The organism is Acinetobacter boissieri (genome assembly GCF_900096955.1).
In the GTDB taxonomy this organism is placed as follows: Bacteria; Pseudomonadota; Gammaproteobacteria; order Pseudomonadales; family Moraxellaceae; genus Acinetobacter; species Acinetobacter boissieri.
In genome coordinates this window covers 103,657-124,253 of sequence record NZ_FMYL01000008.1, presented here as the reverse complement: position 1 = coordinate 124,253, position 20,597 = coordinate 103,657, and the positions used below count along the sequence as shown (strand labels likewise).

Here is a 20,597-nt window from a genome sequence, read left to right as displayed (position 1 = left end):
TTTTAGTCTGTGATGGGGCGATGGCGAGTAAGCCACAGCTGTTGTGCTTTGACCAACGCCTCTTCAAAGTCAGACGTTTGTTGCATGGTATATAGTGCAATCGCTAACGTTTCTATAATGGCTGTTTCACCGTATTCATGGCTAATATGACCTAACCAAACTGACTTATATAATTCAAGATCTAGCGATTCTTCGCTTGGACTACGTGAAACGGTAAGCTTTGGTAATTCATGCTCATACAACTCGCCATCTTTGATGCCACAAATTAAAGTTTTGGCATCTGGATTACGTTCAAATTCACCGCCTTCACCTTTAATGACAGCACTGTTTTTATAGCCCAATTTGAGCGCGGCGTGTTGATGTGATGTTCTATAAGCAGGGTGGAAAATAGACTGTAACGTGGCTGTGGCTTGAAATGGGTTAATCAGACGTGCCAACGTATGTATCGGGGATCGTAAACCCATGAGATTACGTAGATTAATCATTTCATCTAATACAGGTGAAATACTTGCGAGTGATATATATGCAAAATGATGTTTCTTGAGTTGTACTTCAACTTCTTGTTGGTTGTTACACAGAGGCAGATCTAGGTAAGCCAAAACTTGTTCAGTATACACGCGGTTGAGTGTGTGGCCTGCCGCACCATGCATTACGATATTAAAACCATGTTTGGCCAAGGTTAAAGCGGCCAATAAAAACCAAGGATAGTGTTTGCGTTTACCTGCATAAGATGGCCAATCTAAGTCGACTTGAATTGGATTAAAATGGAGTTGGTCTTTGGTTGCTTGTACAAAGCCCGCAAGTTCATCAATCGACTCTTCTTTCACACGCAATAGCATTAAAAAAGCACCAATTTGTACATCAAATACTTCTTTTTTTAAAATTAGGCTAAATGCATGATATGCCTCATCAAAAGTTAGAGATCGAGCGCCTGTCTTTCCTTTACCAATAATACGAATATATTGGGCAAAAGGGTGTTCTAAGTCTTTATAGATATTGCGTTTCGTGCTCATTGTCATGTGTACTGTGACCTTAACTTCGGTAAATACGGATATTTGGTAAATCCTATACGTATAATTTTGATGTGGTATTAAATACTTTTTTGTGATGTTTCCGCTACGTCTTAGGGCTAAAAACAGGCAGAATATATCAAGTATAATATAATAAGAAAATGACCTTATATGCAGTTTTAACTTGAAAGTGAGAGGGATTTTTGGTTTTGAATGATCTATTTAAGCGAATTTGACTTTACTTTACGTCATTTTTGTAAAAATCCAAATAGCACTTCTGTTTTGAATGTGGTTATACTTAGTCACAATTCATTTTAGTAAATAGGGCAACGCTGTATATGTCTCAAAATGACCAAAGTCCTGCGCTTAATTTAGGTGAAATTCGTACTCAGATTGATGCAGTCGATTTACAGATTCACGATTTAATTAACCGCCGTGCTCGTTTAGCTGAAACTGTGGCACATGCCAAATTTGCTCAAGAAGAAAACCCTTTATTTTATCGACCAGAAAGAGAAGCGCAGGTATTGCGTAAGATTATGCAACGTAATGAAGGGCCTTTGTCTGATGAAACTGTTGCACGCTTATTTCGTGAAATTATGTCTGCATGTTTGGCACTTGAAGCGCCTCAAAGTATTGCTTTTTTAGGTCCTGAAGGTACTTTTACACAAGTTGCTGCACTAAAACATTTTGGGCAAGATGCTGTTGTGCGTGCTGTATCTACCATCGATGAAATCTTTAGAGAAGTTGAAGCTGGAAGTGCACACTATGGTGTTGTTCCTGTTGAAAACTCATCTGAAGGTGTGGTGAATCATACTTTAGATTGTTTTAAATCATCACATTTAAACGTGATTGGTGAGGTTGAATTACGCATACATCATCAATTTATGGTTTCAAAAAATACCCGTAAAGACAGTATCAAACAAATTTATGCACATCAGCAGGCATTAGCACAATGCCGTCAGTGGCTAGATACCCATTACCCAGATGTTGAGCGTGTTGCATTAAGTTCTAATGCTGAAGCCGCCCGCCGTATTTGTAATGAATGGCATTCGGCAGCGATTGCTTCTGATATTGCGGCAACAACGTATGATTTAGAAATATTGCATCAAAATATTGAAGATAATCCGGAAAATATTACTCGGTTTTTAGTGGTTGGGCGTGAAAAAATTCCACAAAGTGGTCATGATAAAACGTCACTACTGATCTCTGCAAAAAATCAAGCAGGGGCTTTAATGAATATATTAGAGCCATTTTCAAAACATAATATTAGTTTAACCAGTATTGAAACTCGCCCGGCACTTCGTGAAAAGTGGACTTATGTATTCTTTATCGATTTAGAGGGGCATATTGACCAAGACAATGTACGAGCTGCACTCGATGAAATTCGTCCACTGGCCAAAGAGTTACGTGTTTTGGGGTCTTACCCTGTAGCAGTATTATAAATAAAGTGACATGGAAAAGGTAAGCCGATGGATATGACACAACCATTGTTTAAAAAAGTTGCTTTTATTGGCTTTGGTCTGATTGGGTCAAGTTTGGCAAGGGTGATACAGCAACAACATCTTGCTGAACATGTCGTTGCATCAACACGTTCAGAGCAAACATGGCAAGACGCTAAAGCACTTGGTCTGATTACTGAAGGGTATACCGATCCTGTAACTGCAGTACAAGGGGCAGACCTTGTTATTTTGGCCTTACCTGTGCAGGCGACTGAAGTTGTCTTACAGCGTATTGCGCCATATATTGGTGAAAATACCATTTTGACTGATGTGGGTAGTACCAAAGGCAATGTGGTTGCTGCGGCAGAAAAGGTATTTGGTCAACTTCCTCAGGGTTTTGTGCCTGGTCATCCAATTGCAGGCAGTGAACATACAGGTGTTCATGCAGGTAAGGCAGATTTATTTGTAGGGCATAAAATTATTTTAACGCCACTTGAATGTTCTGCTTCGTGGGCTGTACAACGTCTCACACAGCTTTGGCAAGCTACTGGTGCAGAAGTGGTGTGTATGTCTGTAGAAAAACATGATGAAGTACTTGCACACACCAGTCATTTGCCACATTTAATGGCATTTAATTTGGTGGCGCAATTTACCAATAGACAAGATAATTTGGATATTTTTCGTTACGCTGCAGGTGGTTTTAGAGATTTTTCTCGTATTGCGGCTTCGGACCCACAAATGTGGCATGATATTTTTTTATCAAATAAAGATGCGATATTAAAGGCAGTAGATGGTTTTGAATCGCAATTATGCAGTATTCGCACGCTGATCGAAAAAGATGATTCAAATCAGTTAATGCAAGTGCTGAAAGAAGCACAATCTGCACGACAACACTTTAACCATATGCTGAAAAAGAATACTGTTTTGGAGAAACAAGTGACTCAACAATTTTCAATTTTACCTAAAAAGCACCATTTTAAAGGTACATTTACAATTCCTGGTGATAAGTCAGTCTCTCACCGTTCCATTATGTTTGGTTCAATTGCTGAAGGCATCACCAATGTCACTGGTTTTTTAGAAGGTGAAGATGCACTGGCAACATTACAAGCCTTTAAAGACATGGGTGTGCACATTGAAGGGCCTAACGATGGCAAAGTCACTATTCATGGCGTAGGGATGTCGGGTTTAAAAGCACCAACAAAAGCATTGTATATGGGTAACTCAGGTACCAGTATGCGTTTGCTGTCAGGCATGCTTGCTGCACAGCAGTTTGATACAGTAATGACAGGTGATGCATCACTGTCTAAACGTCCAATGGAACGTATTGCAAAACCACTTCGTGCAATGGGTGCAAATATTCAAACGACAGGTGAAAAAGGTACGCCACCTGTCAGTATTACGGGTAAGCAAGCATTACAAGGAATTCATTACGAGTTGCCAATGGCTTCCGCACAAGTGAAATCTGGTATTTTATTGGCAGGTTTGTGGGCGGCGGGTGAAACTTCAGTGGTAGAACCTGAGCCAACACGTGACCATACCGAGCGTATGTTACGTGCTTTTGGTTATGACGTAAAAACTGAAGGTAATACGATTACTCTAAATGGTGGCGGTAAGCTTGTTGGTACAGATATTCAGGTGCCTTCAGATATTTCATCAGCAGCATTTTTTATGGTTGCTGCAGCCATTTGTGAAGATTCAGATGTGACTTTAGAAGCAGTAGGTATTAATCCAACACGTACGGGCGTGATTGAAATATTAAAGCAAATGGGTGCTGATATTTCAGTAAATAACCCTCGTATTGCGGGTGGGGAGCCGATTGCAGATATTCGTATTCGTGGTACACGCACTTTAAAAGGGATTCACATTCCTGAAGATCAAGTACCTTTAGCGATTGATGAATTCCCAGCCCTTTTTGTGGCGGCATCGTGTGCAGAAGGTCGTACAATATTAACAGGTGCAGCAGAGTTACGTGTTAAAGAGTCGGATCGTATTCAAGTGATGGTAGATGGTTTGCAAGCGATGGGTATTGATTGTACGCCAACACCAGACGGTATTATCATTGAAGGGAAGGGTAAGTCTGGCGATTGGTCACCAATTTTTACAGGTGCAGACGTACAGTCACACCACGACCATCGTATTGCGATGAGCTTTAGTATTGCAGGGATTCGTGCATCTGAAAAAGTGACCATTCATGGTACAGAAACTGTTGCAACTAGTTTCCCAACCTTTACTCAACTTGCTAATGAAGCAGGTTTAAGTATTGATACCATAGACTAACCTGTCATGTATTATAAAAAACCAGCGCATAGTCGCTGGTTTTTTATTGCCATTATGTGACAGATCATATCTATTTCATGACAAGTAAATGTCATGTTTTTAATCTGTCATATTTTAGTCAAGTTGTATTGAGCCACTTGCTGTGACAGACACTTTACTGTCACCTGCATTGAAATCTTGAGCAGGTGGTGCACTGGCTGCCATCATTTTACTCGAAGCCATTAGCATGCGAGGTTGTATAAATGACTGTTCATTACTTCTTAAATCTAAGTTAACCAACTGATATTTATTTTTTTGCCATGTTTGAGTGATCAGTTGCGCACGTTTTTGAAAGTTTTGACTTGCACTCACCATAAGTTCATTTTCAACAAGCTGTCTTTGTTGATCTGATACATTAAATTGGATAGATTCAGTTTGAAACGTGTTTTGTAATGTGCTGATGAGTTGGCTCATGGCTTTAAAATCTGTACTTTTTAAACGTACTTCTGCACGGCTACGCCATTCTTTAAGTTTTTGGCTGTCGTTGTCATAAATTGGGTAAGTGCTTTGTTGGCCTGTTTCCATTTTGACTGTAGGGTATTTTTGCCCAAGTGTAGTTGCTTGATTCATGGCTTGATTGATTTGGTTTGCGAGTATAGCTGTTTGGGCATTACTTTTTTCAATATAGAGTACCGCAAGCATTTGATCATTGTGAACATCTTTAGACGCTTCTGCTTGGATATTCACAATATTGTAATTGGTGCTTGAATTGTCTGCGGCAAACACAGATGTTGCTAACATGAGTGGTAGTGTGGCTAATAAGATTTTACGCATACATTTGATCCTTAAATTTACTATTTAGTGTATGCAAAAAAGATGTGTGAATACGCATGCTTTTTTGTAGGGGCTTTGTAAAAAAATATATTGTTTTTATAATGAAGTTTTTTAAATAAAATAATATATAACAACATCTTATGTTTGTCTTTTTACTTGTTTTTATCGTGGTTTAATGAATGTGTCACATTGGTGTCACCTCATTGTAAGCTTTGTTTTTGTTTTTTCATTTAATCAAGATTACACTAGGTAAAGTGATGTCGGAGTACGCTGTGGTAAAAAATAGAAATAAAATGACCTTGGGTCTTTATTTTTATATAAAAAAGCGTATCATCGCCCTCCTAGTTATTTATTGTAAATCATACAGCTAGCTAGAAACTCCTAAAGCACCGAGTCAAAAGACCTTACGTCATCAGACTTATTTCTTTCAACCCTTATCTGAGATGGTAATCCGATATGAGCGTTAATTCTGTAAATTCTGCCAACCATTCCACAAATGAATATTACCTGACTCGCCAAAGTCAGATGGAATCAAATGTGCGTAGTTATCCACGTAAATTGCCGTTAGCGATAGCGAAAGCACAAGGTTGTTGGGTTACTGATGTTGAAGGTAGAGAGTACCTTGACTGTTTAGCTGGGGCAGGTACGCTTGCTCTAGGTCATAATCATCCTGCTGTGATTCAAAGTATTCAAGATACTTTGACTAGTGGTATTCCATTACACACACTCGATTTAACAACGCCGTTAAAAGATAAGTTTACTGAAACTTTATTGGCTGAATTACCAGGTGGTAAAGAAGCATATTGTTTACAGTTTTGTGGTCCATCAGGTGCAGATGCAACTGAAGCTGCAATGAAGCTTGCAAAAACATATACTGGACGTAGTTCAATTATTAGTTTTTCTGGTGGTTATCATGGTATGACGCATGGCTCGTTGTCTGTGACAGGTAACTTGAGTGCAAAAAATGCAGTTAATAACCTTATGCCAGGCGTACAGTTTTTGCCGTACCCACATGAATACCGTTGCCCAATTGGTGTTGGTGGGGAAGCTGGTGTAGATGCTTTAACATACTATTTTGAACAGTTTATTGAAGATGTTGAAAGTGGTGTAACAAAGCCTGCAGCTGTGATTTTAGAAGCGATTCAAGGTGAAGGTGGCGTTGTTGTTGCACCAACTAAATGGCTGAAAAAAATTCGTGAAGTGACTGAAAAACATGGCATTGTACTTATTTTAGACGAAGTTCAAGCAGGTTTCTCACGTTCAGGTAAAATGTTTGCATTTGAACATGCAGGTATTGAGCCAGATGTGATTGTGATGTCTAAAGCTGTTGGCGCAGGTTTACCGCTTGCTGTACTTGGTATTAAGCGTAAATTTGATGCGTGGCAACCGGGTGCACATACGGGGACATTCCGTGGTAACCAACTTGCAATGGGCACAGGTTTAGCATCTTTAGAAGTCATGAAGTCACAAAACCTTGCACAAAACGCGCATGATCGTGGTGAATTTATTCAAAATGCGATGAAAAAACTTGCAGAAAAATTCCCATGTATTGGCAATGTGCGTGGCCGTGGTTTGATGATTGGTATTGAAATTGTAGATGAGCATCAAAGTGCTGATCATATGGGTTCATACCCTGCAGATCCAAAGCTTGCTACTGCAATTCAAACTGCATGTTTTAATAACCAATTGTTGCTTGAGAAAGGTGGACGTCATGGCACAGTCATTCGCTTGCTTTGCCCATTGATTATTACGCAAGAAGAAACCGAAGAACTCATTAAGCGTTTTGAAAAATCGCTTGTAGATGCTCTAGCTACGGTTCGAGGTGCTTAAGTCATGACAAATATTACACAACATCGCCAAGCGTTGTTATGTAATGATGCACAATCCATTGCTGACTATGAGTCAGCAATGGAAAATGCTGTTAAAGCAGTAAGTGCATGGTTGCAAAATGACAAAATGTATACTGGGGGTAGCATTAAATCGCTACGTTCAGAAATTGCTTTTAATGCGAACAAAGAAGGCTTAGGCGTATCTGTTGCATTGCAGCGTATGGTTGAACTTTTTTTAAACAAAAGTTTAAAAGTACACCACCCACACTCTTTAGCACATTTACATTGTCCAACTATGGTTGTGAGTCAAATTGCTGAAGTACTGATTAATGCAACCAACCAATCAATGGATTCATGGGATCAAAGCCCAGCAGGTTCATTGATGGAAGTTCAGCTGATTGATTGGTTACGTCAAAAAGTGGGCTATGGTGTAGGCCAAGCAGGCGTGTTTACATCGGGTGGTACACAGTCAAACCTTATGGGTGTACTGCTAGCACGTGATAAATGTATTGCAACGCATTGGCAAGGTCACTCTGTACAGCGTGATGGTATTCCAAGCGAAGCAATGCAGAAAGTTAAAGTCATTTGTTCTGAAAATGCACACTTTTCCGTGCAAAAGAATATGGCACTCATGGGTATGGGTTTCCAGTCGGTTGTCACTGTTCCTGTAAACGACCGTGCGCAAATGGATGTTGTGGCGCTAGAACAGACCATGGCAACATTGCAGGCAGAAGGTAAAATCGTTGCTTGTGTGGTTGCGACTGCCGGTACAACAGACGCAGGTGCAATTGACCCGCTTCAAGAGATTCGTACTATTACTGAAAAGTATGGTGCATGGATGCATATAGATGCTGCATGGGGTGGAGCACTTATTCTGTCAAATGACTATCGCCACTGGTTAGATGGTATAGAAAAAGCAGATTCTGTGACACTAGATTTCCATAAGCATTATTTCCAAACCATTAGTTGTGGTGCGTTTTTACTGAAAGATGAAGCAAACTATCGCTTTATGCATTATGAAGCAGAGTATTTAAACTCAGCATATGATGAAGAGCATGGTGTGCCAAACTTAGTGTCAAAATCATTACAAACGACACGCCGTTTCGATGCGCTAAAATTGTGGATGACCATTGAAGCATTGGGTGAAGATCTTTATGGTTCAATGATTGATCATGGTATTAAGCTATCTATTGAAGTTGCTCAGTATATTGAAAATACTGAAGAATTAGAGTTGTTGTTACAGCCTCAATTTGCTTCTGTATTGTTTAGAGTTGTGCCAGAAGGTTATCCAGTAGAATACATTGATAGTCTAAACCAAAATATTGCAGACGAATTGTTTGCACGTGGTGAGGCGAATGTAGGTGTAACTAAAGTAGGCGATGTACAGTCTCTAAAAATGACTTTATTGAGTCCTGTAGCCACTTTAGATAATGTGAAAGCTTTGTTTGAGCAGATTTTAACTGAATCTGAGCGTATAAAAGCTTCTATTGTTGATGGTACTTATACACCACCAATTTCTTAGAGAAAAAGGCTACTTCGGTAGCCTTTTTTGTTGTCATAAAACATAATTAAATCGTCATCTATTTGTAACTTAACTGTCATATAAACAAATCAGAATATAATCAAGAAAGCACGGTATAACACACTTTACTATGAGTAAAGTAAGTTTGAGGCATTGAGAGATGACAATGAAGTTAAGTAAAAAATATGCAACACTTGCACTAGCAATTTCAGGTGCAGCTTTTGCTGCAAACGTAAATGCTGCACGTGACACCATCCAGATTTCTGGTTCTTCAACAGTATTGCCATACGCAAGTATTGTTGCAGAAGAATTTGGTAGTACTTTTCCTCAATACAAAACACCTGTTGTTGGTTCAGGCGGTACGGGTGGTGGTTTGAAGCAATTCTGTCAAGGTGTTGGTGATAACACAACAGATATTGCAAATGCCTCACGTAAAATTAAAGACACTGAAATTGAAGGTTGTCGCAAAGCGGGTGTTCGTCAAATTCAAGAAATTAAAATTGGTTATGACGGTATTGTATTTGCATCAAATGCTTCAAAACCTGCGTTTAAATTAAAGCCACATCACGTATTTGCTGCACTTGCTGCACAATTGCCATCAAATGGTAAGTTGGTTCCAAACCCGTATACAAACTGGAGCCAAATTGATCCGTCTTTACCAAATGAGCCAATTACACTTGTTATTCCAGCGTCTAACCACGGAACACGTGAAGTATTCCAAGAGAAAATGATTGATGCTGGTTGTGAAACTTACGAATACTATAAAAACTTACCTAAAGACGATCGTGTAAAAGCATGTTCTACTTTCCGTAAAGACGGTCGTGTTGTAGAAATTTCTGGGGATTACACAGAAACTTTAGCACGTTTAAAAACATCGCCTAACTCTGTGGGTGTGTTTGGTTTAGGCTTCTATGACCAAAATAAAGACCGTTTACGTGTTGCAACTGTGAATGGTGTAGAGCCAAGTGAAAAAACAGTTCTTAATGGTTCATACATTGTATCACGTCCTTTATTTTTCTATGTGAAAGGCGAGCATACAAAAGTAATTAAAGGCTTACCGCAGTATGTAGAATTCTTCTTAAGCAAGAAAATCTCAGGTAAGGGATCTAAGCTAGATAAAGCTGGTTTAATTTCTATGTCTGACGCTGAGCGAGCACAAATACTTGCTGACTTTAAAGCTGGTAAATATGTAAAGTAATGCAATACATTTTAAGGTGAGGATGGGGTGACTCATCCCCACCTTTTTTAGTTTTTATATAATACATAGCGGAGATGATATGAATCTGCTTCTTTTGGGTGTGTTACTTGCTGTTGTTGCGGTAGGCTATCAGTTCGGTCTGAGAAAAAGTCGCCATATTGCAGGTCAGGGCAATAATTCTGCAACATTACATTCAAGACCAGGTTATTACGGCGCACTGGTTGCTTTATGGTGTGGTATTCCAGCAATTCTTATTTTTGGAATATGGAACTTTGTTGAGCCAATGCTACTTCGACAAATGGTTTTTTCTCAAATACCAGCAGAGGTGCTTTCACATTTAGATGTTTCGAGTAAAGAAGTTTTACTTGATCGAGTACAAGCGATTGCTTCAGGTTTTGGTGTAACAGATCAAGCACAACCTTATGAGCTTTCCGCTGCAGCACATTATGCTAGCGCTATGAAAATTGGCGATTATGCACAATTTGCAGTTGTGGTTTGTATTGCTTTAGCCGGTCTAGTTTTTGCACATAAAAAAGTTCAACAAAAATACCGTGCAAGAAATTATGTTGAGCGGTTTATTCGTATTGCACTTGCGTTATGTTCAGGGGTTGCTATTTTAACGACCATTGGCATTGTGATGTCAATGTTTAGCGAAGCACTTAGATTTTTCCATTTTGTTAACCCAACACAATTTTTCTTTGGTACACAATGGGACCCAGGTTTTACAACCAGTGGTACATCAGATGGTAGCTATGGTTTACTGCCGTTGCTTTGGGGTACTTTACTCGTCAGTGCAATTGCTTTGCTTGTTGCTATTCCAATCGGATTATTTATTGCAATTTATTTAGCTGAATACGCATCGCCACGGTTACGTGCATGGGCAAAACCTATTATTGAAATTTTGGCAGGTATCCCAACCATTGTATATGGTGTATTTGCACTGATGGTTATTGGCCCATTCTTTAAACTCATTGGCGAGATGGTAGGCATTCATATTAATGCAACTAGTGCATTAACTGCCGGATTTGTTATGGGAATTATGATTATCCCATTTGTATCATCACTCTCAGATGACATTATTACCCAAGTACCACGTGCACTCAGAGACGGTTCACTAGGCCTAGGTTCAACTAAGTCTGAAACCATTCGTCAGGTTATTTTGCCTGCAGCTTTACCGGGTATTGTGGGTGCATTTTTATTGGCTGCATCACGTGCGATTGGTGAAACGATGATTGTGGTGCTGGCTGCTGGTAATAGTCCACTGCTACAAATTAATCCGCTAGAAGCAGTATCTACAGTCACGGTTACAATTGTGAACCAATTAACAGGTGATACTGACTTTGCAAGTCCACAAGCATTGGTTGCATTTGCGCTAGGATTAACACTGTTTGTGATTACTTTGGGTCTAAATATTATTGCACTGTACATTGTGCGTAAATATCGTGAGCAATATGAATGAGTATGAATAATAGTTCTGCAAGTACAGCATTGGCTGACCAATCATCGGTTGATAAAAAGCAAGAAAGAAAGCAAATTATTATTGACTCTTTATCTAAGCGTCATAGTAAAGAAAAACGATTTAAACTTTTAGGTTTATTTTCGGTGATTACAGGTCTTTTCTTTGTTGCACTTTTATTTGGTAGTATTTTATATAAAGGCCTGCCTGCGTTTTGGCAAACAAGTATGACAGTGCCTGTATACTTTGATCCTAAAGTGATTGATGCAGGTGCACCGCCTGTTAAAAAGCAAGATGAATCTCCTGCAATTTACCAAGAGCGCTATGTTGATTGGCAAACTAAAATGAGTATGGTGGACTGGGATGCAGTCATTACACATGCCATTGTTGCCAAAGATAAAGCTTTAGCGGGTAAAGAAAGTGATTTAGCGAGTATTTATACAAGCTCAGAAACATATCGCTTACGTGATATGGTGTTTGCAGATCCAAGCTTAGTCGGCCAAACAGTTGATTTGAAATTCTTAGCTGACGCAAATGTTGATGTTTGGTTAACCGGTAAAATTGATCGCAGTTTACCCGATGAACAACAACAGCTCAGCCCTGAAATACGTCAATTGGCTGATCAAATGAAAGCACAAGGGATTTTAGAAAATACGTTTAACTTTAAAATTTTCACAAATACCGATTCTAGAAGTTCTCCTGCCAGTAGTGGTTTAGCAGGTGCATTTATGGGGTCTTTATTTATGATGTTTATTGTCATCTTTATTTCAATTCCAATAGGGGTTGCAAGTGCCATCTATCTTGAAGAGTTTGCTAAGAAAAATCTGCTTACAGATATTATTGAAGTAAATATCAATAACTTGGCTGCTGTACCATCTATTGTCTTTGGTTTATTGGGGGCGGCAATCTTCATTGGTTGGATGCATTTACCTCTTTCCGCACCATTAGTTGGTGGTTTGGTTCTGAGTTTAATGACTCTACCAACAGTGATCATTACAACACGTGCATCACTTAAAGCAGTACCGCCATCTATACGCCAAGCTGCACAAGGTTTAGGTGCTTCAAACGTGCAAACGGTATTTCACCATGTACTACCTTTAGCGTTACCAGGTATTTTAACAGGTGCTATTATTGGTGTAGCACAAGCATTAGGCGAAACAGCACCATTGTTATTGATTGGTATGAGCGCATTCGTAGCAAGTGTACCAACAACACCATTAGACCAATCGACTGCATTACCTGTACAAGTCTTTTTATGGCAGGGTAATGAGTTGCGTAATTTCTTTGAAGGACGTACAGCAGCTGCAATTATTGTATTACTTGCAATGATGATCGGACTAAATAGCTTGGCCATTTGGTTACGAAAGAAATTCGAAGTACGCTGGTAATTGGAGAGTTTTAGTATGACAATGAATAATACGTTAGAGCCAACTCGTACGATAGAGAAGGAAAGTCAGGTGCCACTACAGTCAGATAAAAATCAAGATCAGTCTATGCAACAACAACAGCCTAAAATCAGTATTGGTAGTTTTGATCAACAAAAGACTTCGGGGAAGTCAGTAGATCAAGCTAAAGAGGTTAAAATTAGTGCTCAAGATGTTCATGTTTACTATGGTGAAGCAGAAGCGATTAAAGGGATTGATATAGATGTATATCAAAACGAAGTCATTGCTTTTATTGGACCATCGGGCTGTGGTAAGTCAACATTCTTACGTACACTGAACCGTATGAATGACACGATTGATAGCTGTCGTGTAACAGGTAAAGTTTTACTTGATCAGCAAGATATTTATGATCCAAACTTAGATGTTGTATTACTTCGAGCACAGGTCGGTATGGTTTTTCAAAAGCCAAACCCATTTCCAAAGTCTATTTTTGATAACGTTGCCTATGGACCAAAATTACATGGTTTAGCACGTAATAAATATGACTTAGAAGAAATTGTTGAAAATAGCTTACGTAAAGCAGGCTTGTGGGAAGAAGTAAAAGAGCGCTTAAACCAACCAGGTACGGGTTTATCTGGTGGTCAACAGCAACGTTTGTGTATTGCACGTACTATTGCAATTAGTCCAGAAGTAATTTTAATGGATGAGCCTTGTTCTGCACTTGATCCAATTGCAACTGCAAAGGTAGAAGAATTAATTTCTGAGTTGTCTAACCAATATACAATTGCAATTGTTACTCACTCAATGCAACAAGCAGCACGTGTTTCGCATCGCACAGCATATTTCCATTTAGGTGATTTGATTGAAGTGAATTCAACTGAAAAAGTATTTACTCAACCAGATCATGAGCTAACAGAAGCATATATCACAGGTCGTTTTGGTTAATTCGTTAAGAAGAATGGCATGTACTAAAACTGGCTTTATATGAGCCAGTTTTTTTTATGCTACAGATATCATTGTGAATTAAAATAAAATGTTATGCTATGGCAAATTTAGATTAAAAAGTTATGACAATATATGTATGATTTTGATGCTCTAGTATTTATTGGTCGTTTTCAGCCTTTTCATAATGCCCACTTAAAAACTGTTGAAATTGCATTACAACATAGTGCAAAGCTAATTATTGCTTTGGGTTCTGTACAAGCTGAACGTTCGCTAAAAAACCCTTTTTTTTCAGATGAACGGGAGCAGATGATTTTAAATAGCTTATCTTTAGAACAACAAAAACGGATTACGTTTGTTCATTTAGTTGATGTTTATAATGATAAAAAGTGGGTTCAACAAGTTAAAGATAAAGTGTCTCAACATACGCAATCAGCACAGCACATAGGTCTTATTGGGCATTTTAAAGATGACTCATCCTATTATTTAGGGCTCTTTTCAGAGTGGGAATTATTGAGATTAGATAATTTAGAAGACTTTTTATCTGCAACTGATATTAGAAACTTATATTATGCTGGGGAAATTCAGCAAGACAGTTTACCTTCAGGAACTACACATTTTTTAAGTCATTTTATAACAACAGCAGATTATCAATACTTAAAACAAGCATGGTCTATGTTGGATAAATAAGAATAATTTTTTAGATTTCTAAGAGTAATTTCAATGTATAAATATTTGCTAAGTTTGATAGTACTATGTCCGTTAACCACCAGTTATGCTCAAATCTCTAGTTATCAATTGGCTAAAAATGGTCATGTTGGTTTTTATATTAAAAAATTTGCGATTAAAATATTAGAAGCAGAATTTCAGCAGATCGATTCACGTGTAGATTTTGATGCTACACATTTAGCACAAAGTCATATTGCGTTTACCATGAAAGTTGATAGTTTGAAGCTGAGTAATGACTCATTACACGATATGGTGTTAGGGCCTGATGTCTTTAATGCACAGCAATATAAAGATATTGTATTTGAAAGTACCGATATTCAAAATAAAGGCGCTTACAATTACAATGTTCTTGGAAATTTAACCATTAAAGGGAAAACAAAACCAGTAGTGTTTGAAACTCAAATTATTCCTACAGCAAAAGAAAATCAGTTTACTTTTAAAGCCCACACTGAAATTCAGAGCCATAATTTTGCGATGAAGTCAAAATTTGGCTCACTTACAGAACATGTAAATATTTTTGTAGATGGCGAGCTTATTTCAAAATAAGCTTACATCGTTTAGGTGTTTGACTGTTGTAATGTTTTTAAATCTTGCAGAATTTGTTCAGCATGGCCTGCGGCTTTTACTTTACGATAGCTTTTTATCAATTTGCCATGATGAAAAATAAAGGTTGAGCGCTCAATCCCCATCACTTTTTTGCCATACATATTTTTTTCTTTAATCACATCAAAATGTTGGCATAAGATTTCATCTTTATCACTAATAAGATCAATGGTTAAGCCTTGCTTTGCAATAAAGTTTTGGTGTGTTTTAACAGAGTCTCTAGATACACCAATCACTTGTGTATCGAGTTGTTTAAATTGATCAAGCATACAAGAGAAACCAACAGCTTGAGTTGTACAACCTGAAGTTGAATCTTTTGGATAAAAATACAGTACTAACCATGCTGAATCTAATTGAGTGAGGTTAATTTGACCTGTAGCAGTGTTGAAATGTTGTGTTGGTAAAACAAGATTTTCGTCTGACATAAGTGAGATACTCCAGAAAGAAAACTAGCCACAAATGTGGCTAGTTTTAGTTTTAGAATGTTAAATGTTATTGTGAAGTCGTAGGTTGAGTTTGTGGTTGAGCAGCTTGTTGTTTCATTGCTTCTTCAGTCAGTGCTTTAAGCTTTGTAGTCAGCTGAGGGCCAAAACAAGTCTGTACTGCTGCATTTTGCTGTTGAATAAACGGAAGAGAGCTTGGGCTTTTCTTTTGGTTTACAGTGCTAATGATTTGCCATTCTTGTGCTTTAGTAATTTTACCTTCAGCATCGACTTGGCAACTACAGAATTTATCAGCTTCAGTTGAGCTTAATTTACCTGCTTTCGTTGCACTTTCTTTACAGTTGCTAATTAGTGTACTGCGAACGTTGGTACTTTTTGATGGATCTTGTGCTGCATGTGTTGCAGTCGCGACTAAGCCCATAGATGCAAGAATTGTAGATAAAACTAATTTTGATTGTAAAAATTTCATAAATATACCTTGTGTCGTCAATATAATCGTACGGTTGTTAAATACAATGTTCAATTAGAACACTATGCCAGTACGCTATGACAGTCTGAACTGTGAAGTACTATGACCTAGTCTACACTATGTTTTATGTCGATTTACATCATATTCGTTTTGCATAAATGTAACAAAGACATTTTTATATGTATGCGTGAATACTGAGAAGTTTAATTGGAAAGCTAGCGGCCTGTTTCATCTTGCCAGAGTAATTTATGTAGTTGTAGCTGAAAACGTACTGGGAGTTGGTCATCTAATAGCCATTGTGCTAGATCACGGGCAAACTGAGGTAGTTTTGCATTGCCTTTTTCAACAGCAAAAGCAGGTGAAAACCATACAGTATTTACTTTTTTATGGAGTTGATAAAATAAAACTTGTTGTTTGGACCATTCATAGTCGGTTTGATTACAAATCACAAATTTAATTTGGTCTTTAGGTGTTAAGTGGGCCAAATTACTCATTAAATTACGGTGATCTTCACCAGAGGTCGGTGTTTTTAAATCGAGAACTTTAGATACGCGAGGATCTACTTTCGATACATCTAAAGCACCACTGGTTTCTAAAGACACTTCAAAGCCTAAATCACACAGTTGAGTAAGTAGGGCAATGCAGTTAGGTTGAGCTAGGGGTTCGCCACCTGTGACACAAATATAAGGTGTATTGTAACTTTTGGCAGTCGCTATAATTGATTCGAGCGATTGTCGTTGGCCACCTTCAAAAGAATATGTGGTATCACAATAGGTACATCTAAGCGGACAACCTGTTAAACGTATAAATACAGTAGGTAGTCCTGCGGCATCTGCTTCACCTTGCAGTGAGTAAAAAATTTCTGTGATTTTTAGCCCTGCAGTTGGGTCTGTCACAGGAATAGACTTAGAGCGGCGTAACGCATTCATACACAATAATAACCGTATTTTAAAAGAAAAAAATCTCTACGACCCTTTGACCGTAGAGACTTGGTAAACGCTGAAAATTAGTCTTCGCGTAAAAGGTCGTTTAAGCTCGTTTTTGCACGTGTTTGTGCATCTACTTTTTTCACAATAATTGCAGCATACAAGCTATATTTGCCATCTTTAGACGGTAGGCTACCAGGTACAACCACAGAGCCAGCAGGGACACGGCCGTAATGAATTTCACCTGTGGCACGGTCATAAATACGTGTTGACTGGCCAATATAAACGCCCATAGAAATAACAGCGCCTTCTTCTACAATTACACCTTCAACAATTTCTGAACGTGCACCAATAAAGCAGTTATCTTCAATAATGGTTGGGTTTGCTTGTAATGGCTCTAGTACACCACCAATACCTACACCACCAGACAGATGTACGTTTTTACCAATTTGTGCACATGAACCTACAGTTGCCCATGTGTCTACCATACTGTTTTCACCAACATATGCACCAATGTTGACATAAGAAGGCATGAGTACAACATTTTTAGCTTGGAAGCTACCACGGCGAGCAACAGCAGGTGGTACAACACGCACACCAGCTTCTTTAAACTGTGCTTCAGTCCAACCTGCAAATTTTGTATCTACTTTATCAAAAAATGCTAGATCGCCTGCTTCAACAGGTTTGTTGTCATTGAGTTTGAATGATAAAAGTACTGCTTTTTTAATCCATTGGTGAACGATCCATTCACCATCAATTTTTTCTGCAACACGGAGTGAACCGTTGTCTAAACCTTGTATTACTTCTTCAACAGCATGACGAATTTCTGCTGGGCAATCTGCAGCAGTAAAGTTTGCACGGTTTTCAAAGGCTTGTTCAATAATTGTTGACAGTTCAGACATAATCACTCATTCCAAATCTAGTGTATAAAATGCCATTAATTTTACACTAAAAAGTACACTTGCGGGCTGAATTTTTTGTGGACAATTAAATAAAGTACGTATCTGTATTATTTAACCATCTTTATATAGCAAAACATAAGGCATAATTTAAGCTTAAATCTAAGATCGGTTTTGTATATTAAGTAGGTCAGCATGTGCTGTAGATGGGTTTTAAAGTGAGTTGTTGTGGATGATGTATCAAAAAATTATGTTGTTTATATTGAGTGGTTTTGTGTTCACTGCTCCAGCGATGGCCGATGAAAAAGTGATTTTAGGGGGAGATTCAACTGCACAGCAGTATATTCCAGTCGCATTTAGTTTAAATGTAGGGTCACTTGGCTATGGCGTGGCAATGATGTGGGACACACAACAAAATATTGGTATAACTTTGGGCTATAAAAATAACCAGCTTTTGTATGATAAAAATATATCAACCTCATTGGGATCATTCAAACGACAGTCTAAGCAAAGTAAAAGTACTTTTGTCCAAGCAGAATGGCACCCATTTTTAGAGCAATCTTCATTATTTGTTAAGTCGAGCTATTTAGCATTTGGTATGGCATATCTACAACAGGATTATGTGCTCAAAAGTGCCACTAATCATTTAAATGGGGATATGACGAGTCATGAAATATCGCCTTATTTAGGTATAGGTGTTAGACCTATGCTAGGTTTACATTGGGGGTGGTTGGCTGAAGTGGGTGTAAATTATATGTCTCAGCCAAGTTTTTCTTTCAGTGGTACAGAACAGCGACCAAAGTTGGCACAAAAAGATCTGTGGTTACCTTCGGCACAAGTGGGTGTAGTCTACCATTTTTAATCTATACGAACCCAACAATAGTCGGTTAGGCTCGTGTCTGATGCGTTAGGGATGTTACCATCTGAGCTTGGATAACCACTGCCCAAATGTTTGAGCAATCTGCACCAAGATGAGCAGTACAATAATGGTTAAAATCATAATAAAGGTGTCAAATCTTTGATAGCCATATGCATAAGCAAGGTCGCCAATACCACCACCACCGACCACACCTGCCATTGCTGTTGCACCAATTAAACTGATGTTAGCTGTGGTGAGGTTTAAGATCAGTGAGCTGCGTGCTTCTGGTAAAATAAATTTAAAGATAATTTGCAGTGGTGTTGCGCCCATGGCTTGAGCAGATTCAATAATGCCTTCATTGACTTCTAATAAGGATGTCTCAATCAGTCGTCCCATATATGGGCCAATATATACAACCAATGGTACAATCGCTGCAGCTGTACCAATTGTTTTACCTGTAATCAATTTGGTGATCGGAATCATGGCGATCATTAAAATGACAAAGGGGAGTGAGCGCAGTGCATTAACAATTGGGTTTAAAATCTGATAGATTGGCTTGTTGGGTAAAATACCTTTATCTCGTGTCAATACTAAGGTAATGGCTTGTAAGAAGCCCCATATTGCACCAAAGAAAAAAGCTACAATTACCATATAAATGGTTTGCTCAAGTGCTTGAATAAAGTCTTCGACAGAAACGAGGCTTGTCCAAACGGGTTGTGTGATTTGGGTCAGCCATGCAATAAATGCGTCTCTCATGCGTCTACTCCTGCACGTTGCACAGATACATCTGCTTTTTCTAAATGTTGAATCGCTTCATCTACATCTTTTCCTAATAATTGCACAAACATTTGCCCAATGACCGTGCCATTAATCTCAGTCATATTTGCAAATAAAATATTGAGGCTGACATCAAACTGCCGAATCATCGATTCAATGACAGGTTGCTGTGCTGACTGCCCTAAAAATTGTAGTCTGTAGATACTTTGCTGATGTTTGTGCTCTAATTGATTTAAAATGCCACGTGGTAGATGTTGCTGTAATACAGTTTGAATAAAGTTTTGTGTGGTTGGGTGTTTAGGGTGACTGAAAATATCTATTGTTGAGCCATGTTCAATGACTTGGCCAGCTTCCATGACTGCAATATAGTCACAGACTTTTTCAATCACATCCATTTCATGGGTGACCATGACAATCGTAATATTTTGTTCTTTGTTGATTTTTTTAAGTAAGTCGAGTACAGACTGTGTAGTTTGTGGGTCAAGCGCAGATGTTGCTTCATCACACAGTAAAATTTTAGGATGATTCACTAAAGCACGGGCGATTCCCACACGTTGTTTTTGGCCACCAGAAAGCTCATCTGGATAAGCATCTTTTTTATGTTTAAGGTCAATAAATTCAAGCAGTTCATCAACACGTTTTTGTCGTTCAGATGCACTATAACCCAGTAGTCGCATTGGCATAGCAATATTCTGACTTACTGTTTTGGTTTGCATGAGATTGAAGTGCTGAAAGATCATTCCAATGTGCGTACGTTCTTGGCGTAACGTTTTGGCATCTAGTGCGGTAAAGTCTTTTTGGTGAATAATGACTTGCCCAGCATTGGGACGCTCGAGTAAATTAATCAAGCGGATGAGGGTACTTTTTCCCGCACCACTATAACCAATAATTCCAAAAATACTGCCTTCAGGAATCTGTAGGTTAATCTCATTTAATGCGTTTACACGCTGTCCTTTAAGCATATAGTGCTTAGAGATATTTTTAAATTCAATCATATGTCAAAACAATGCTCGGCATGCAA

19 protein-coding genes are annotated in these 20,597 nt (G+C 38.4%); 11 read left to right on the top strand and 8 right to left on the bottom strand.

What is annotated here, in order from left to right; all coding sequences use genetic code 11:
* Nucleotides 1-2: 2 nt before the first annotated feature.
* The gene (locus tag BLS38_RS09560; RefSeq protein WP_092749097.1) at nt 3-1,013 is read right to left on the bottom strand and encodes a glycosyl transferase family protein; all 1,011 of its coding nucleotides are present in this window, start codon (nt 1,011-1,013) and stop codon (nt 3-5) included.
* A 335-nt stretch (nt 1,014-1,348) separates the two neighbouring features.
* On the opposite strand from BLS38_RS09560, the gene pheA reads away from it, so the two are divergent.
* On the top strand, nt 1,349-2,452 hold the full coding sequence (pheA, locus tag BLS38_RS09555) for a prephenate dehydratase (RefSeq protein ID WP_092748988.1): 1,104 nt from the start codon (nt 1,349-1,351) through the stop codon (nt 2,450-2,452).
* Between the two features lie 33 nt (nt 2,453-2,485).
* On the top strand, nt 2,486-4,726 hold the full coding sequence (locus BLS38_RS09550; RefSeq protein WP_092749095.1) for a bifunctional prephenate dehydrogenase/3-phosphoshikimate 1-carboxyvinyltransferase: 2,241 nt from the start codon (nt 2,486-2,488) through the stop codon (nt 4,724-4,726).
* Between the two features lie 114 nt (nt 4,727-4,840).
* Here the strand turns inward: BLS38_RS09550 and BLS38_RS09545 are convergent, their stop codons facing one another.
* Nucleotides 4,841-5,539: an SIMPL domain-containing protein gene (locus BLS38_RS09545; protein WP_092748986.1), complete on the bottom strand. Its 699-nt coding sequence runs from the start codon at nt 5,537-5,539 to the stop codon at nt 4,841-4,843.
* A 456-nt stretch (nt 5,540-5,995) separates the two neighbouring features.
* On the opposite strand from BLS38_RS09545, the gene BLS38_RS09540 reads away from it, so the two are divergent.
* From BLS38_RS09540 to BLS38_RS09505, 8 genes are all read left to right on the top strand, one after another.
* The gene (locus tag BLS38_RS09540; protein WP_092748984.1) at nt 5,996-7,369 is read left to right on the top strand and encodes a diaminobutyrate--2-oxoglutarate transaminase; all 1,374 of its coding nucleotides are present in this window, start codon (nt 5,996-5,998) and stop codon (nt 7,367-7,369) included.
* Between the two features lie 3 nt (nt 7,370-7,372).
* Nucleotides 7,373-8,890 carry a pyridoxal phosphate-dependent decarboxylase family protein gene (locus BLS38_RS09535; protein ID WP_092748982.1) on the top strand — a complete coding sequence of 506 codons (1,518 nt, stop codon included), beginning with the start codon at nt 7,373-7,375 and terminating at the stop codon, nt 8,888-8,890.
* A 166-nt stretch (nt 8,891-9,056) separates the two neighbouring features.
* Nucleotides 9,057-10,088 carry a substrate-binding domain-containing protein gene (locus BLS38_RS09530; RefSeq protein WP_092748980.1) on the top strand — a complete coding sequence of 344 codons (1,032 nt, stop codon included), beginning with the start codon at nt 9,057-9,059 and terminating at the stop codon, nt 10,086-10,088.
* 79 nt (nt 10,089-10,167) lie between these two features.
* Entirely contained in the window at nt 10,168-11,547 is a 1,380-nt protein-coding gene (pstC, locus tag BLS38_RS09525; protein WP_092748978.1) for a phosphate ABC transporter permease subunit PstC, read from the top strand.
* Nucleotides 11,544-12,932, top strand: coding sequence for a phosphate ABC transporter permease PstA (pstA, locus tag BLS38_RS09520; protein WP_092748976.1), 1,389 nt, complete (start codon nt 11,544-11,546; stop codon nt 12,930-12,932). The genes pstC and pstA overlap by 4 nt, the downstream gene beginning before the upstream one ends.
* A 21-nt stretch (nt 12,933-12,953) precedes the next feature.
* Nucleotides 12,954-13,874 carry a phosphate ABC transporter ATP-binding protein PstB gene (gene pstB, locus BLS38_RS09515; protein WP_092749093.1) on the top strand — a complete coding sequence of 307 codons (921 nt, stop codon included), beginning with the start codon at nt 12,954-12,956 and terminating at the stop codon, nt 13,872-13,874.
* Nucleotides 13,875-14,006: 132 nt separating this feature from the next.
* The gene (locus BLS38_RS09510) at nt 14,007-14,561 is read left to right on the top strand and encodes a nicotinate-nicotinamide nucleotide adenylyltransferase (RefSeq protein ID WP_092748974.1); all 555 of its coding nucleotides are present in this window, start codon (nt 14,007-14,009) and stop codon (nt 14,559-14,561) included.
* A gap of 33 nt (nt 14,562-14,594) precedes the next feature.
* Nucleotides 14,595-15,146, top strand: coding sequence for a YceI family protein (locus tag BLS38_RS09505; protein WP_092748972.1), 552 nt, complete (start codon nt 14,595-14,597; stop codon nt 15,144-15,146).
* A gap of 11 nt (nt 15,147-15,157) precedes the next feature.
* Here the strand turns inward: BLS38_RS09505 and BLS38_RS09500 are convergent, their stop codons facing one another.
* The 4 genes from BLS38_RS09500 to dapD form a co-directional block, all read right to left on the bottom strand.
* The gene (locus BLS38_RS09500; protein WP_092748970.1) at nt 15,158-15,628 is read right to left on the bottom strand and encodes a peroxiredoxin; all 471 of its coding nucleotides are present in this window, start codon (nt 15,626-15,628) and stop codon (nt 15,158-15,160) included.
* A 67-nt stretch (nt 15,629-15,695) separates the two neighbouring features.
* Nucleotides 15,696-16,115 (bottom strand): hypothetical protein, encoded by a 420-nt coding sequence (locus BLS38_RS09495; RefSeq protein WP_092748968.1) that lies wholly within the window; start codon nt 16,113-16,115, stop codon nt 15,696-15,698.
* Between the two features lie 215 nt (nt 16,116-16,330).
* The gene (gene queE / locus BLS38_RS09490) at nt 16,331-17,044 is read right to left on the bottom strand and encodes a 7-carboxy-7-deazaguanine synthase QueE (protein ID WP_092748966.1); all 714 of its coding nucleotides are present in this window, start codon (nt 17,042-17,044) and stop codon (nt 16,331-16,333) included.
* Between the two features lie 77 nt (nt 17,045-17,121).
* On the bottom strand, nt 17,122-17,943 hold the full coding sequence (gene dapD, locus BLS38_RS09485) for a 2,3,4,5-tetrahydropyridine-2,6-dicarboxylate N-succinyltransferase (RefSeq protein WP_092748964.1): 822 nt from the start codon (nt 17,941-17,943) through the stop codon (nt 17,122-17,124).
* Between the two features lie 271 nt (nt 17,944-18,214).
* Between dapD and BLS38_RS09480 the strand changes: the two genes are divergently transcribed.
* Nucleotides 18,215-18,802, top strand: a complete 588-nt coding sequence (locus BLS38_RS09480; RefSeq protein WP_143230124.1) for a hypothetical protein — start codon at nt 18,215-18,217, stop codon at nt 18,800-18,802.
* Between the two features lie 54 nt (nt 18,803-18,856).
* On the opposite strand, the gene BLS38_RS09475 is transcribed toward BLS38_RS09480, so the two are convergent.
* Entirely contained in the window at nt 18,857-19,555 is a 699-nt protein-coding gene (locus tag BLS38_RS09475; protein WP_092748960.1) for a methionine ABC transporter permease, read from the bottom strand.
* On the bottom strand, nt 19,552-20,571 hold the full coding sequence (locus BLS38_RS09470; RefSeq protein ID WP_092748958.1) for a methionine ABC transporter ATP-binding protein: 1,020 nt from the start codon (nt 20,569-20,571) through the stop codon (nt 19,552-19,554). The genes BLS38_RS09475 and BLS38_RS09470 overlap by 4 nt, the downstream gene beginning before the upstream one ends.
* Between the last annotated feature and the right edge of the window lie 26 nt (nt 20,572-20,597).

Bases quoted from the DNA above. Each gene is read 5' to 3' on its own strand.
- BLS38_RS09475 (WP_092748960.1), bottom strand. From the start codon at position 19,555: ATGAGAGACGCATTTATTGCATGGCTGACCCAAATCACACAACCCGTT.
- BLS38_RS09540 (WP_092748984.1), top strand. From the start codon at position 5,996: ATGAGCGTTAATTCTGTAAATTCTGCCAACCATTCCACAAATGAATAT.
- BLS38_RS09560 (WP_092749097.1), bottom strand. From the start codon at position 1,013: ATGAGCACGAAACGCAATATCTATAAAGACTTAGAACACCCTTTTGCC.
- queE (WP_092748966.1), bottom strand. From the start codon at position 17,044: ATGAATGCGTTACGCCGCTCTAAGTCTATTCCTGTGACAGACCCAACT.
- BLS38_RS09550 (WP_092749095.1), top strand. From the start codon at position 2,486: ATGACACAACCATTGTTTAAAAAAGTTGCTTTTATTGGCTTTGGTCTG.
- BLS38_RS09510 (WP_092748974.1), top strand. From the start codon at position 14,007: ATGTATGATTTTGATGCTCTAGTATTTATTGGTCGTTTTCAGCCTTTT.
- BLS38_RS09530 (WP_092748980.1), top strand. From the start codon at position 9,057: ATGAAGTTAAGTAAAAAATATGCAACACTTGCACTAGCAATTTCAGGT.
- BLS38_RS09545 (WP_092748986.1), bottom strand. From the start codon at position 5,539: ATGCGTAAAATCTTATTAGCCACACTACCACTCATGTTAGCAACATCT.
- pstC (WP_092748978.1), top strand. From the start codon at position 10,168: ATGAATCTGCTTCTTTTGGGTGTGTTACTTGCTGTTGTTGCGGTAGGC.
- BLS38_RS09500 (WP_092748970.1), bottom strand. From the start codon at position 15,628: ATGTCAGACGAAAATCTTGTTTTACCAACACAACATTTCAACACTGCT.
- pstA (WP_092748976.1), top strand. From the start codon at position 11,544: ATGAGTATGAATAATAGTTCTGCAAGTACAGCATTGGCTGACCAATCA.
- dapD (WP_092748964.1), bottom strand. From the start codon at position 17,943: ATGTCTGAACTGTCAACAATTATTGAACAAGCCTTTGAAAACCGTGCA.
- BLS38_RS09505 (WP_092748972.1), top strand. From the start codon at position 14,595: ATGTATAAATATTTGCTAAGTTTGATAGTACTATGTCCGTTAACCACC.
- BLS38_RS09495 (WP_092748968.1), bottom strand. From the start codon at position 16,115: ATGAAATTTTTACAATCAAAATTAGTTTTATCTACAATTCTTGCATCT.
- pheA (WP_092748988.1), top strand. From the start codon at position 1,349: ATGTCTCAAAATGACCAAAGTCCTGCGCTTAATTTAGGTGAAATTCGT.
- BLS38_RS09470 (WP_092748958.1), bottom strand. From the start codon at position 20,571: ATGATTGAATTTAAAAATATCTCTAAGCACTATATGCTTAAAGGACAG.
- pstB (WP_092749093.1), top strand. From the start codon at position 12,954: ATGAATAATACGTTAGAGCCAACTCGTACGATAGAGAAGGAAAGTCAG.
- BLS38_RS09535 (WP_092748982.1), top strand. From the start codon at position 7,373: ATGACAAATATTACACAACATCGCCAAGCGTTGTTATGTAATGATGCA.